The sequence below is a fragment of the Paenibacillus sp. MAEPY2 genome (assembly GCF_000499205.1).
GTDB classification, from domain to species: Bacteria; Bacillota; Bacilli; order Paenibacillales; family Paenibacillaceae; genus Paenibacillus; species Paenibacillus vandeheii.
Map to the genome: position 1 here is coordinate 23962 of NZ_AWUK01000024.1, position 14071 is coordinate 38032.

Genomic DNA, 14071 nt, shown 5'->3' on the forward strand with positions numbered 1-14071 from the left:
TTAGTTTTCAACATGTCTAATTACCGGTAGATTACTGATTTCCTTACTCAACAAGAGAACGGCCACGCGGCCGTTCTCTTGTTGAAAATCTATCCTTGCAGCGAAATATTCACTATCTGTGCCTCTACTTATCTCTAAACAACCAGCCCTTACGAGCTATTCCGCGCGCAGTTCCAACAATGCATCGCGAAGCTCAGCCGCACGCTCAAACTGCAAGTTTTTGGCTGCATCCTTCATCTCTACCTCGAGGCGCTGAATAAGCGCCTGGCGGTCCTTCTTCGACATCTTCTCGGCAGCGCCTGTAAGATAGTCTTTTTTGGATTCGGCAACTTTGGTTGCTTCAATCACATCACGCACTTTTTTGCGAATCGTCTGTGGTGTAATACCATGCTTTTCGTTATATTCAATCTGGATTGCGCGGCGGCGTTCCGTTTCCTTAATCGCCTTATCCATCGAATCCGTCACTTTGTCACCGTACAGAATAACTCGACCTTCGCTGTTCCGTGCCGCCCGGCCAATCGTTTGGATCAGTGAACGTTCGGACCGCAGGAAGCCTTCCTTGTCGGCATCCAGAATGGCTACCAGAGAAACTTCTGGAAGATCCAGACCTTCCCTCAGCAAGTTGATCCCGATCAGTACATGGAAAACCCCCAGCCTGAGATCACGCAGTATCGCCATACGCTCCAACGTCTTGATCTCGGAGTGCAAATAACGCACCTTGATTCCGATCTCCTTCAGATAATCCGTTAGATCCTCGGACATCTTCTTCGTTAATGTGGTGATCAGGACCCGCTCATCTTTCGCAATCCGGTCGTTAATCTCGCTGATCAGGTCATCGATCTGACCCTTCGTTGGACGCAGTTCAATAATTGGATCAAGCAGACCAGTTGGACGAATGATCTGTTGTACCATCGTATCCGTATGCTCAATCTCGTAGGGACCCGGTGTTGCCGATACATAGATAATCTGATCCATCTTTCCTTCAAACTCATCAAATTTGAGCGGGCGATTATCCAGAGCAGATGGCAGACGAAATCCGTGATCCACCAGTACTGTTTTTCGTGCTTGGTCACCGTTATACATCGCACGGATTTGTGGCAGAGTTACATGGGACTCATCGACCACAATCAACATATCATCCGGAAAATAGTCCATCAGTGTGTATGGTGTATCGCCGCGTTCGCGGAATGTCAGCGGACCAGAATAGTTCTCAATCCCTGAACAGAATCCGACTTCCTTCATCATCTCGATATCGTATCGTGTACGTTGCTCTAGTCGCTGAGCCTCCAGCAATTTACCCTGATCACGCAATACTTCAAGACGCTCTTCCAGTTCACGCTCAATGTTCACAAGGGCAACCTTCATAGTCTCTTCTTGGGTTACAAAGTGAGACGCCGGGAAGATGGCGATATGTTCACGTTCGCCAACAAGTTCTCCAGTTAACACATCAATCTCCGTGATTTTCTCAATCTCATCTCCGAACAATTCCACTCGAATCGCATGTTCACCCTTCGATGCCGGGAAAATCTCGATAACGTCGCCGCGAACACGGAACGTCCCCCGCACAAAGTTAATGTCATTTCGCTGATATTGAATCTCTACCAGACGAGACAAAATCTGATTGCGTGGTTTCTCCATCCCTACACGCAGGGACAAAAGCATGCTGGAATATGAATGCGGCGAACCCAAACCATAGATGCAGGATACACTCGCTACAATAATGACATCCCTGCGTTCAAACAAAGAACTTGTAGCCGCATGGCGCAACTTATCGATCTCTTCATTGATACTTGAATCCTTCTCAATATACGTATCCGAGGAAGGAATATAGGCCTCTGGCTGAAAGTAATCGTAGTAACTAACAAAATACTCAACCATATTATTCGGAAAAAAGTCTTTGAACTCACTTGCAAGCTGTGCTGCCAGCGTTTTATTGTGGGCAATAACCAGCGTGGGACGTTGCAGCTTGGCAATCGTCTGTGCAATGGTGAATGTCTTACCCGTCCCCGTTGCACCCAGCAGCGTCTGGTATCTCTTCCCCTCCTGAACACCCTTCACCAACTCTTCAATGGCTGCAGGCTGATCACCTTGGGGAGAAAACTCTGACTCGATTTCGAACGTTTTGTCGCTCATTATAATATCGCTCATTGCCGTATCTCACCCTATCGTCTAAAATAATAGTCACTATATATTGTCGAAGTTCCCCGAATCTACATATGGGAAAACTTATAGTAATAGGAATATTTGTTCCCGTTTAATTATACCAAGTCTATGCAAGTGATGCAATCGCGAAGTAAAGATAGGAGTGGGTTAATTTATGGATATTGCGACACTTATCGGCATTATTGCCGGGATTGCCGCAGTCATTAGTGGTTTTTTATGGGAAGGTGGCCAATTATCCGGTCTGATGCAAAAGACGGCTGCTCTAATTGTATTTGGTGGAACGATTGCTGCAGTCGTTGCCAGTTTCCCTGCACATCGGCTGCGTACGATTCCTGCTGCCCTCCGCATGGCCTTTGGGCGTAATAACAATGACTCAAGCCAGTGGGTTGAAGAACTTGTAGATATGTCTTCAATTGCTCGCCGCTCAGGCGTACTTGCACTGGAACGAAAAGTGATGGACCATCCGCATCCATTTTTGCAAGATGGTATTCAGATGGTTGTCGATGGCACAGATCAGGATGTTGTTCGCCAGATCATGGAGATGGAGATTGATTCCGTCGAACAAAAATATGATGGATATGCCAAAATCTTTGAATCAGCAGGCGGCTATGCTCCAACGATGGGGATCATCGGTACCGTAATGGGACTTATTCAGGTACTTGGCAGTCTGACCGATCCTACAGGACTCGGACCAGCGATTGCTGTTGCCTTTACCGCAACCCTGTACGGGGTCGCCAGTGCCAATCTTATCTTTTTACCCATTGCGTCCAAAATTAAATCCCGTGGCGCAGACGAAATTCAGACGATGGAAATGCTGCTCGAAGGAGTACTTTCTATCCAGAACGGGGAGAACCCCCAACTCGTGCGTAAACGGCTGGAGTCCTTCACACTCACTCACCGCCAGATTACACGTCCTGTAGTGAAGGAGGGATTGGATGAGTCGGCGCAGTAAACGGCGCGGAAAACGTGAACCTGGAGATCATCGAGATCGCTGGATGATTACCTATGCCGATCTCATTACCCTGCTGCTGATCTTTTTTGTGATCATGTATGCCATGAGCCATCTGGATTCTGGTAAATATGATGTGGTTACTCAATCATTGCAAAATACATTTAACCAATCCAATTCCCTGCTTGACCAAGGTGAAGGGATTGCCGGTACAGCGGGACAAGCTATTACCAAAAATCCACCTTCCCAGATTCAGGGAGAAGAACCCGGAGAAGGCGAAGGATCTTCTTCCGGCTCCGAGACAGGTACGTCAGAAGATGATAATCAGCCACTTACGGAGCGGGAAGAGCAATTCAGATCACAGGAACTGGAACTGCAAAATCTGTTCAATGTAATTACTCAGTATATCGAGGACAACAAACTGGAAAATCAGATTTTTGTTGCGGACAAGCCTCAGGGCATCTCCATTACACTCAGTGACCGCTTCCTGTTTGATCAGGGACAAGCTGCCCTCAAAGGCGATGCTGCCCCCACACTGAGCAAATTGGCAAGCCTGTTCCGTGATCTGAGCACCGTTGTCAGCATTGAAGGCCATACGGATAACGTTCCTGTCGGGGCGAATGCTACCTATAAAGACAATTGGGAGCTATCCGGTGAACGCGCACTGTCTGTATTGCGATTTTTTATCGACAAAGAAAAGCTTGACCCTGACGGTTTTCAATATGCCGGATACGCTGACACCCGCCCAACTGGGGATAATACCACCGCAGCAGGACGGCAAAAAAATAGACGTGTGGAAATCACCGTCTTGCGTCAACTCCAGCCTTAATCGCCAACATTTCGTATGAAACATCCTAGCACTATTATAAAAAGCACGTTTTACTGAATTCGATTCAGCAGAACGTGCTTTTGTTTTGAATTCTATCTCCTATTACTAAACAGCAGATCATTTATTTTCTTCGTTTTATGGCAATGGCACCTGATGGATCACCTTCATCATACAAACGAGTCACACATTATGCATCTACGCCTGGCTGGCTGGGACGAAGAATTGCAGAACCCACCGTCAGCAAGATGGCTGCCATGCCAAACAGAATCAGCAGCGGGAGTGCAATATCCGATAACGTACCGCCAGCGGAGATCGTTTCAACCGCCTGGATCGCCCATTTCTGAGGAACAAAATTAGCGAGTTTCTGCATATAATCCGGCATGATTGACAGTGGCCAGAAACAGCCGCCAATCATACACGTCGGCGTGATGATTAGCGAATTCAGCATGTTTGCATTTTTGGATTCACGAATCAATCCGGCAACCGTACTCGCAATCCCCATCGAAACCAGCATAAACGCAGCCAGAATGAGAAGATGGATACCAAATGGAATTCCCGCATCGTAATGAAGCACCCATCGGCTAATCCCCAGCACCAAGACTATTTGGATCAAACCGATCGCAAAACTTCCCAGAAAATTGCCCAGCGCGATTTCATAGGCGTGGACCGGAGCTGTGTAGACTCGTGCCATCGTACGCTGCCTGCGGTCCTCCATTATGACGGCTACTGCACTTGTAAGCAAACCCATCATGAACATGATTGTAAATCCCGTCACATTGTTCAGACCCGGTTTCGGATAAATTTGAAGATCGGTTGCTTCACCCGAAATTTGATGTTTGCTCGTTTCCTGTAGCAACTGTTCGAATTTCTCTTGGTTTAAAACAGAATCAGGGGTCGCACCAGCAGGACTACCTGTTGTAGTCAACACTGCTGTTGCAGACTGTTTCAGCCCGGCTGCCAAACCTTCAACCGCGGCTCTTAATGTATAGGAACTTTCACTTACACGAAGTTCTACCAGTTGTACTTTCGTTTGTTTGCCTTGCAGCAGATCATCGGTATAATGCGCCGGAATGATGATGCCGGAACTCCCCTTTTGCTGGGCGATGGCTTCTTTAAGCTCCGCTACATCATCCATTGGCTTGAGCAGATACTCCGCCTTGTGGGCAAGTTCATCCACAATCATCGCACCCGCCGCACCATGATCCTCGTTTATATAGGGAATAATTACACGCGTTTCATGCTGCCCCCCAAATAGCGAAACTGCCCCTGTGACGACTAAACAAGGAAGAAGGAGAAATGTGATGAAGCCCCACTTACGTCCAAGTGTGCGTCTAATCATTAACCAGGCAATATTCAGACTATTCATAGCGGTATCCCGCCTTTCTGTAGATCAATGCCGCAAGTGCCAATAATACTGCACCTACCGTACCAAGCATCATGATATTGTACATAATCTGACTTAGTGAAGCATCAAGCATCATTTGCAAAAAACTCTGAAGAGCCCAATGATTTACCGTAAATTGGCTAATCTGCTGTACAAAATCGGACGCTATGGGTGTGAAGCCACCACTGATAAACGTCATCGCAATGATTATGCCCTGTAGAGCAGCACTTGCCGAAGCAGCATTTTTGCAGACCAAGGCGACAATCACACCTAGAGTCATGGAAGCCAGCGTGATCAGCACACAGCTCAAAACAAGGAGCCATGGATGTGTACCCCAATTCACGCCGTATAACCAGTGTGTCATCAGTACAATAATGATGGCCTGCATAAAGGCAAGCAGGCTGTTGCCTGCAATTTTCCCTGCAAAGATAACGCCATTGCCTATTGGGGCAGCCTGCAGACGGGTTAATGTTTTTTTATCACGCTCGCCGAAGAGGCTGTTGCTGGTCGTCAGTCCAGAATATAGCATGAACATAGCCAGCATAGAAGCTGCATAATATTGGGAGGCACTGTATGATGTCCCGGCCTTTCCGGGGCTGCTTATAGCAATATAGGAGGAATTGGCAGCATCTAATTCAGAAGAGGAAGCCATGGCAGCGACCACTTCGGGACCAAATACGTTTACCATAGCGACCTGCCTGTTCAGTTCATCCGTAAACCGGGTAAACAATGTTTCACCCACGACATTGAGCGTGCCATCTCTCCCCAGTATCCATTGCAACCTCGCCTCTTCCCCATTCATGATCTGCTCCTCCAGATTGGATGGGACTATTACGGCAAAATCCAGGTCACCACGTCGCAGTGCACTTACAGCCTCTTCCTCTGTAGCAATGTTCTGAACCTTCATCATGTCGGCTACCGCCGGGGATGTCACAAATGTATTTAAAGCTTCGCTGATCGCACCGGAACCGGAATTTTCTTCAGCCTGAATGATTCCTACTCTCACCGGGTCAGGAATGGCTTCTTTTGCCGTGCCCATTGTACTGGAAAGTGCAGTACCCAATATAAAGATGAGCAGCAGCGGCAGAATAAACAGATTTAGCAGAACCGAGCGAATTTTCAGAATCCGTCTCAGCTCAAAGATGCAAATATGCCATATGTTCATCTGAGATCCTCCTAGTCCCGAAGCGTACGTCCGGTCAGATTGAGGAACAACGTTTCCAGATCAGGCTCTTCGACCTTGAGCGATTGGATGGAAATTTCATGTTTGCTGCAAATGAAAAGCATATCCTGGAGATCCTGCTGGGCGGATGGCAGCGTAATGGTCAATATATTGTCTGATACTTCTACCGCCCGGACACGGGGGTGAAGCTTTAACTCCTCCACAACAGCGGGACCGACGCCTAAAGTGGTCAGAACGATTTTTTCCTCGGATGCAACCCGTTCTCTCAGCTCTGCTTCGGTGCCGCAGGCAATGATATGTCCCTGATCCATAATCGCTACCCGGTGGCTGATTGCAGCTACTTCCTCCATGTAATGACTTGTATAAATGATGGTTGATCCCATCTGATTAAGCGTGCGGACAGACTCCAAAATATGATTGCGCGATTGCGGGTCAATACCCACTGTTGGTTCATCCATGATGATTAAATCCGGGCGATGCATAATGGCACACGCAATGTTCAGCCTGCGTTTCATCCCGCCAGAGAACGTGGATGGGGCATCCTTCGCTTTGTCCTGCAAACCTACAAATTCGAGGGATTCCTGCACTCTTTCTTTAAGCATCTTTCCACGAAGTCCGTACAACCGGGCAAAAAAAGTTACATTCTCCGCAGCGGTCATCGTTTCGTATAAAGCCAGATCCTGTGGTACCAGCCCGATTTTGCGTTTCACTTCAAGCGGCCGTTCCTTGACCGATATGCCATCCAACCGAATTTCACCTTGATCAATCTTTAAAAGACCGGCAATCATGCTAATAGTGGTACTTTTCCCTGCTCCATTCGGTCCAAGCAATCCAAAAATTTCACCTTTACCGACACTCAGATTCAAATGATCCACCGAGAGCTTGCTGCCGTATCGTTTTACTACATGGTCCACTTCAAGCATAGCCATAGATTATACACTCCTCTTCCGTCCAGCTTCCTGCCATTGGATTATATATCTGTATTGTAACGAATTGTGATCTCCTGCGAAGGTACGAAAGGTCATGAAACAAAGGTGACTTAAGTCATCTTCGGACGGGGAAACTGCCTATGATATAATCGACATAGATTACCGGAAGGTATACCTTCACTTCTAAAATAAAGGATGTCTCTGACATATGCCGATGCGGTTGTTGCAGTACGGTTTACTTCTAGTTCCCTCGGTCCTGTACATTCTAATGCTGCCCCTGGAACAAGAAGATAGCTATACGCTGTATATTATCATTGCACTTGGACTCGCGGTGTGGAAAGACTTCACTCGTTCAGGTATGCAGCGTTTGCTTCTTGTGGCCGAAATCCTTTTCAGCTGCTGGCTGATCGCTCTATATGGCCCATTTATGTTTTTCCTCTCCTTATCTGCGCTTTATGTGTACATGTACAGACTGGATGGGGCCCAGCGCTGGTTAATGCTCGCAATTCAGCTTATCGCCAGCAATATCGCGTTACATTGGTATTACGCCCCACCACAGGGCCTTCATGCATGGCTCATACTTCACACAAACACTGCCATTCCGTTTACCTTCACCCAAGAGACAATGGCTCGGGTTGCAGGTAACTTGCTCCTGCTCATCACCGCAACACTCTCTTGGCAGGGGTCTAGAACTGCGAGCAGCCGGGGACAGCTTGAACAGGTGTATGATGAGCTGCGCAGTAAACATTACGAGCTTCAGGACGCACGAGAGCAATTGCTGCAATTCACGAAGCAACTTGAAGGAGCTGCACAGGTTGAGGAGCGTACCCGAATATCCCGGCAGCTTCATGATGATATTGGTCACCGCCTGATTCGCACCAAAATGATGTCTGACGCAGCCCTCCTGACCCTCCCTATACATCCGGAACAGGGCACGGAAATGGTGAGACAGATTCGGGATCAATTGGCCGCCAGTATGGATGACATGCGAACCACGCTCCACAAATTGCGGCCAAACTCTTATATATCCGATGCCTACGCACTAGATCGTCTGCTGGAAGACGTTGGCCGGGAAACGGGTGTGAAGACGCGTTACGAAGTGCGTGGGCATTCACATGTACTCTATCCCAGCATACAGATCGTCTTGTACAAAAATGCTAAAGAGGCCCTGACCAATGCCCTCCGTCATGGAAATGCCACTACGATTACGGTGGAACTGGAATTTGGAGAAAGAGAGATCTGTATGTCTATCAGCAATGATGGGAAGGGACATCCCCTTTCCGCGAAGGAACAAACAAAAGGAAGCAATGAAGGATCTCGTGCTAACCCGAGTGTAAAAGCAGCGTTTACAGAGCTCGGTATGGGGCTTGAAGGAATGCGTCTACGCACACAGTTGATTGGAGGGAAACTGGAAATCAAGTCGGACTATCCCTATACGGTGATTACACGTCTGCCCATAACGAACAAAGCTGAACTGATCTGAAAAAGGAAGTGATTTGCTCATGTCTGACCTGAATGAATTAAATAACTCAAGCCATTCTGTCCAACCTCAGTCCATTCGGCTGATCCTTGCGGATGATGATTCCTTTATCCGTGAAAGTCTTAAAGTCCTGCTTGGACTCGATCCCGGTATTAGCGTTACAGGTACAGCTTCAAACGGACGTGAAGCTCTCGAACTGCTGGAGTCAGGAACACCTGCCGACGTTGTACTTATGGATATTCGCATGCCCGATGGTGACGGAGTCGGAGGTACCCGAATCGTTAAGACACGCTTCCCTGACGTGCGTGTACTGATGCTTACCACGTTTGACGATGATGAGTATATTATTCAGGCTTTGCAAAACGGGGCCAGCGGTTATTTGCTCAAAAATGTGCCACCTGACCGAATCATTCAAGGCATCAAGACTGTACATAACGGGGATATGTTGATTCATCCTGATATTGCTCGTAAGCTAGCGACTCTGCTCCGCCCTGCTGCAGCGGCTCAGACCCATGAACACATTGACTCTTACGGCCTAACTCGTATGGAACTGGCTGTTGCAGAGGCTATCTCGGAAGGACTGTCCAATAAAGAAATCGCTGCAAAGCTATTTCTGAGCGAAGGTACGGTCAAAAACTATGTTACTGATATTCTCGGCAAGCTTAGTTTGCGAGATCGGACACAAATCGCCATTTTCATGTTGAAAAATAAGTAGCAAAAAGGGTATCTCCCCTGCCTGATTAGGCGGAGAAAATACCCTTTAATTATTACATCTCTATCGACCTTTGCTCTCCCACAGGAGCTGGCGGCAGTGCCAGTGGAGCTTCAACCTCATGCTTGTCTTTCCGACGTCTTGCAAACAATTTGAGAGTTACAATATGAAACAGGGTTAGCGGACGCAACCGGAGCGCCCAGGCTTCATGATTGTCCGGAGCCATGAGGACGCCAAGTTGATGATGCTCGCCTTCATAGATCGCTCGTTGCATGAACTTGCTCTCTCCCTGATGATTGCGTACCTCCAGCTTGCAAAAAGCCGGATTCATGCGCAAGGCGCGATGTAATTGCTCAGGCGAATGTACCAGCACGCCATTCACCTTGTACAGGGTCTCCCCTGCTTCAATCCCCAGGTCTTCCGCAGGACTATCGGGAATGACACCCAGCACCTTCAAGCCGTGCTCAGGGTGAACAAACAGCGGGCTGCGGTTTTGTTCTTCGAAGCCACTATACCAAACCAGGAACTCATGTCCGATGAAAGCAGCCAAGGCTGCGACAATCATGAGTGGAGACCACCACGCAGCCAGAAGGCTGAGCACAAGCAGCCCTGTCCCATATAACAGCAATCGCTTTGCAGAAATCTGGACTTTTCTCCCCGGGAGCATACTTTGAGTAACCTCTCCGAATCCAAGCATAATCGGCATTGCAACCAGCATGTAGCCATTTCCTCCGCTGATTAAGGCGGTCCATGGTAATGCTGCCCCGCCCGTAACTGGAACAAGAATCAGTAACGGAATCGGCCAGAAATGCTGCAGCTGGTACCCTCCGACAAGCTTGCCGCGTTTACCTTCGAAGAGAAGCGGCGATGCCATAGATACCCCTTGCATACGTACCATCAGTGCTTCACCGATATGTAATACTGCTGCGAGCACAAGAAGTGCAGGCATATCCAGTGCACGTAAGGCTTCTGTGACCGTTCCTATCCATCCTTCGGGCTGCCAGCCCGAAGCCATATTTAAACCAAACTGCAACACACCGAGCAAACCTGCAGCATAAGCAAAACATAAGTATCGGATACGGAATAAGGCCAGAAATAACGTTGCTGCCCATATACAGATCAGACTGCCCAGTGTAAGATGTGCCCCGAGAAACAGCGACACGATGGAGACCATTACACCGATCAGAATACCTCCGAGCACTGCACGAATGGTCTGTGTTATCGAGCTTTGCAGACGAACGTGAAACAATTTACGTTCCTGCAATAGTTGTCGATGATAAACGAGCGCAATCAAGATTACCGCAATATAATAAAACGGCTGAATAAACAACTGCAACAATGCTTCCCCTAATGTAGTTAACCATGGCCAAGCCCATTCCATTGTGGATGGTCACTCCTCTCTTTCAGCCGGTTCAGAAAAAAAGAAGGCTGAAAATCAGCCTTCTTTATGGTTTCGACACAGCGGATGAAATATCCTTTGAGACATTTTCAATCGCGCGCTTCAGCTGTGCATCATATTGAGGATTGGCAATGCGTTCAATCAGAGCCGCTTCCAGTGATTCCGCGGTTTTCTCGTCAATCTGGCCTGTTGCCTGAATGCCTTTTTGTTTCTGGAATGCTTTGACCGCTTCTTCTGTCTTCTGGTCATAGTATCCGTCCACACGATCCGGATTGAAGTCAAGTCCTCTCAGCATCGTCTGCGCACTTTTCACATCCGTGCTATTGCTGTCGTATTTCAAAGGTAATTTTTCTTTATTAATTGGTGCCACCGAGAAGTAATCCGGCTGGTTCACCGCAATATCCGGTTTGATGCCTTTTTCATGAATCCAGTCTCCATTCGGAGTCAGCCATTTCGCGATGGTGATTTTCAGCAAGCTGCCATCACCCATCTGCTTATCATAACTTGTCTGTACGGTTCCTTTACCAAAGGAGTTTTCTCCAACCAACGTTGCGCCTGCCGACTGTTGCAATGCACCAGCCAAAATTTCTGACGCACTCGCGCTGCCCTTGTTCATCAAAACCGTAATTGGATAGGATTTACCTGATCCGTTTGATTTGCTTTGTTCCTTTTTACCGTTCTTATCTTCGACTTGAACAATAACCTTGCCTTTGGGAACAAATTGTTCTGCAATATCAATAACGACCTGCAAAACACCACCCGGGTCATTCCGTACATCAATGATCAGGCCCTTCATGTTCTGCTTCTCCAGCTTCGCCAGTTCTTCCTTAAAGCGTTCGCCAGTATTCAGCGAGAATTGAGTGATGCTAATCACACCAACTCCGTTATCCTCCATGTGGGCGTACACCGTTTCCAAATCAATATCAGCACGCACGATGACAAATTCAATTAGCTCGGAAGATCCGGCACGTTTAACCTGCACCTTCGCTTCACTGCCTTTTGGACCTCTGATTTTGTTAACGGCTTTGTTCAGTTCCAAACCTTGCAGGGATTCACCATTCACGGACATGATCATGTCTTTCGCACGAATACCCGCTTTTTCGGCAGGTGATCCTTTGATCGGCGATACCACGACGACATTCCCGTCTTGAGAGGATACCTCTGCACCGATTCCGGTAAACGAACCTTCAATCGACTCCTCGAACTGGGCTGCTGTTTCCTGTCCCATATAGTTGGAGTACGGATCACCAAGGGATTCCATCATGCCGTTGATCGCACCATCAATGAGTTTGGTTCGATCCACGTCTTTATAATAGTTGCTTGAGATCAAATCCATCGCGGTTTCAATCTTCTTTAAATCGTTCTTCTGCTGTGCCGTGCCAGTTACACTGGCAAGCAATCCTTCGCCCGGTGCCGTCTTTGCCAGGCCTGGGGAACTCATTAGCACCAGCGTAAGCAGGCTACCTCCAAGAAGGGCTACAATGACAAGCAGCAGGGCCGATCTTTTCTTCATCATCCGTTTGTCACCGCCTTTAGTATTGAAGCGTGTCAAATTCAATTGTTCCGTGAAACATTCCCTGAACATGCCAGCTTAGTATATGCCTAGCTTGTACGGAATATGTTTATTCCATTCCCTTGCAATCCATCTATTATAGATAATTCATTGGGTTGACTGCCGTACCATTATCCCGAACTTCAAAGTGCAAGTGAGGTCCCGTAGAGTTGCCTGTATTTCCTGATTCGGCAATAAGATCGCCTTTGCTGACCGTATCTCCCTTGCTCACCTTAAATCCGCCTTCACGCAGGTGACCATACAATGTCCAAAGACCGCCACCATGGTCTACAATAACGGTATAGCCATATCCAGTGTACCACTCAGCCATGATTACGATACCGCCTGATGCAGCATGAACTGAGGTACCCACAGGAACAGCGAAATCAACACCATTATGCATTTTTCCCACTTCCCCCGTAATAGGGTGTGTACGGCGACCGAATGGAGAAGAAATACGTCCACCGGATACGGGTTTGGAGAAAATGCCATTACCAGCTGAATACGTGGTCTCACTGGTCTCACTGCTGCCTGTGCTTACCCTGGTCGGCGCCTTCGCTGCTGCCGCCGCACGTGCAGCTGCTGCTGCTTTTGCTTTGGCGGCCGCGGCCGCTTGCTGCTCACGCAATTTATTTTTTTCTTGCAGAAGTGCTGAACGTTTGCTTGCAATCTGCATCAATACGTCTTCCTGTTCCTGCGTCAGCTCTTCCGATTCTTCAATTTTAGCATCATAGGAAGCGAGAAGCACTTGCTTCTCCTGTTCCTTCTCGTTCAATTGGGACTTGCGCTGTTTCTTCTGCGCATATAGACTCTTAGCTTCTGCATATTGCACGTCCAGCTCTGCCTTTTTGTCCACGACGAGCTGCTTGTCCTTTTTGTGTTCATCCAGCAGATGCTGATCCTGATCCACAATCGTTTTTAGTGAATCGGCACGAGTCAGGAAATCAGAGAAGCTTGTTGAAGTTAACAACACATCGAGATATGAAACGGCACCGTCTGTATACATCAGCCGTACACGAGATTCAAGCAATTTCTCTCTTGCAACGATACGTTCTTCTGCGGCTTGCAGATCTTTTTTCGTTGTCCGGAGATCCTCTTCCGTATTTTCAATCTGCAAGGATACGTTTGCCAGCTCATCACTAACCACATTGATCTGCTCCATGACGACTTTCAAATAAGCATTGGTCTTGTTCTTGTAATGCTGGGCTTCCTTTTTGTTGCTGGCAGCCTTTTGCTGCTCCTTTTTGGCCGAAGCCGCCTTGCTCTCCAGTTGCTGAATCTGCTGATCAATGTCGCTAATGCTACTCTTGGCATATCCGTCAGAAGGTTGAAGCGTCAAACTGGCCAATAACGTTAAAGCCAGCAGCGAAGCTGTTTTTTTCAAAATGTGATCCCCCATCCTATGATTTCACAAGAAAGCAACCTGCACAGGTGGTGAACAGCATGTTCTTTGCTTTCTTTACACTTAAAGACTCCGTCTTTACTACATAT

The 14071-nt window shown here is 47.8% G+C and carries 11 protein-coding genes; 4 read left to right on the top strand and 7 right to left on the bottom strand.

Features of this window, described 5'->3' with window-relative positions; all coding sequences use genetic code 11:
* Nucleotides 1–156: 156 nt before the first annotated feature.
* On the bottom strand, nt 157–2148 hold the full coding sequence (gene uvrB, locus P364_RS0118500) for an excinuclease ABC subunit UvrB (RefSeq protein ID WP_024631568.1): 1992 nt from the start codon (nt 2146–2148) through the stop codon (nt 157–159).
* Between the two features lie 169 nt (nt 2149–2317).
* On the opposite strand from uvrB, the gene P364_RS0118505 reads away from it, so the two are divergent.
* Nucleotides 2318–3115, top strand: coding sequence for a flagellar motor protein (locus P364_RS0118505; RefSeq protein ID WP_024631569.1), 798 nt, complete (start codon nt 2318–2320; stop codon nt 3113–3115).
* Nucleotides 3099–3941, top strand: a complete 843-nt coding sequence (locus P364_RS0118510; protein ID WP_024631570.1) for a flagellar motor protein MotB — start codon at nt 3099–3101, stop codon at nt 3939–3941. The genes P364_RS0118505 and P364_RS0118510 overlap by 17 nt, the downstream gene beginning before the upstream one ends.
* 187 nt (nt 3942–4128) lie before the next feature.
* Here the strand turns inward: P364_RS0118510 and P364_RS0118515 are convergent, their stop codons facing one another.
* Genes P364_RS0118515 through P364_RS0118525 form a run of 3 tightly spaced genes read right to left on the bottom strand, consistent with a single transcriptional unit; the run spans nt 4129 to nt 7437 of the window.
* Entirely contained in the window at nt 4129–5307 is a 1179-nt protein-coding gene (locus P364_RS0118515) for an ABC transporter permease (protein ID WP_024631571.1), read from the bottom strand.
* Nucleotides 5300–6490: an ABC transporter permease gene (locus P364_RS0118520; RefSeq protein WP_024631572.1), complete on the bottom strand. Its 1191-nt coding sequence runs from the start codon at nt 6488–6490 to the stop codon at nt 5300–5302. The genes P364_RS0118515 and P364_RS0118520 overlap by 8 nt, the downstream gene beginning before the upstream one ends.
* An 11-nt stretch (nt 6491–6501) precedes the next feature.
* On the bottom strand, nt 6502–7437 hold the full coding sequence (locus P364_RS0118525; RefSeq protein ID WP_024631573.1) for an ABC transporter ATP-binding protein: 936 nt from the start codon (nt 7435–7437) through the stop codon (nt 6502–6504).
* 208 nt (nt 7438–7645) lie between these two features.
* Here P364_RS0118525 and P364_RS0118530 point away from each other — a divergent pair, with 208 nt between their 5' ends.
* Nucleotides 7646–8920 carry a sensor histidine kinase gene (locus P364_RS0118530; RefSeq protein ID WP_024631574.1) on the top strand — a complete coding sequence of 425 codons (1275 nt, stop codon included), beginning with the start codon at nt 7646–7648 and terminating at the stop codon, nt 8918–8920.
* A gap of 19 nt (nt 8921–8939) precedes the next feature.
* Nucleotides 8940–9632, top strand: coding sequence for a response regulator (locus P364_RS0118535; protein WP_052016680.1), 693 nt, complete (start codon nt 8940–8942; stop codon nt 9630–9632).
* Nucleotides 9633–9684: 52 nt separating this feature from the next.
* On the opposite strand, the gene P364_RS0118540 is transcribed toward P364_RS0118535, so the two are convergent.
* From P364_RS0118540 to P364_RS0118550, 3 genes are all read right to left on the bottom strand, one after another.
* Complete coding sequence (locus P364_RS0118540; RefSeq protein WP_024631576.1) at nt 9685–11010, bottom strand: PDZ domain-containing protein; 1326 nt, start codon at nt 11008–11010, stop codon at nt 9685–9687.
* A gap of 64 nt (nt 11011–11074) precedes the next feature.
* On the bottom strand, nt 11075–12544 hold the full coding sequence (locus tag P364_RS0118545) for a S41 family peptidase (protein ID WP_024631577.1): 1470 nt from the start codon (nt 12542–12544) through the stop codon (nt 11075–11077).
* 133 nt (nt 12545–12677) lie between these two features.
* Nucleotides 12678–13964, bottom strand: a complete 1287-nt coding sequence (locus P364_RS0118550; RefSeq protein ID WP_024631578.1) for a murein hydrolase activator EnvC family protein — start codon at nt 13962–13964, stop codon at nt 12678–12680.
* Between the last annotated feature and the right edge of the window lie 107 nt (nt 13965–14071).

Coding starts and splice junctions, on each gene's coding strand:
- P364_RS0118510 (WP_024631570.1), top strand. CDS start 3,099: ATGAGTCGGCGCAGTAAACGGCGCGGAAAACGTGAACCTGGAGATCAT.
- P364_RS0118515 (WP_024631571.1), bottom strand. CDS start 5,307: ATGAATAGTCTGAATATTGCCTGGTTAATGATTAGACGCACACTTGGA.
- P364_RS0118535 (WP_052016680.1), top strand. CDS start 8,940: ATGTCTGACCTGAATGAATTAAATAACTCAAGCCATTCTGTCCAACCT.
- P364_RS0118505 (WP_024631569.1), top strand. CDS start 2,318: ATGGATATTGCGACACTTATCGGCATTATTGCCGGGATTGCCGCAGTC.
- P364_RS0118540 (WP_024631576.1), bottom strand. CDS start 11,010: ATGGAATGGGCTTGGCCATGGTTAACTACATTAGGGGAAGCATTGTTG.
- uvrB (WP_024631568.1), bottom strand. CDS start 2,148: ATGAGCGATATTATAATGAGCGACAAAACGTTCGAAATCGAGTCAGAG.
- P364_RS0118545 (WP_024631577.1), bottom strand. CDS start 12,544: ATGATGAAGAAAAGATCGGCCCTGCTGCTTGTCATTGTAGCCCTTCTT.
- P364_RS0118520 (WP_024631572.1), bottom strand. CDS start 6,490: ATGAACATATGGCATATTTGCATCTTTGAGCTGAGACGGATTCTGAAA.
- P364_RS0118525 (WP_024631573.1), bottom strand. CDS start 7,437: ATGGCTATGCTTGAAGTGGACCATGTAGTAAAACGATACGGCAGCAAG.
- P364_RS0118530 (WP_024631574.1), top strand. CDS start 7,646: ATGCCGATGCGGTTGTTGCAGTACGGTTTACTTCTAGTTCCCTCGGTC.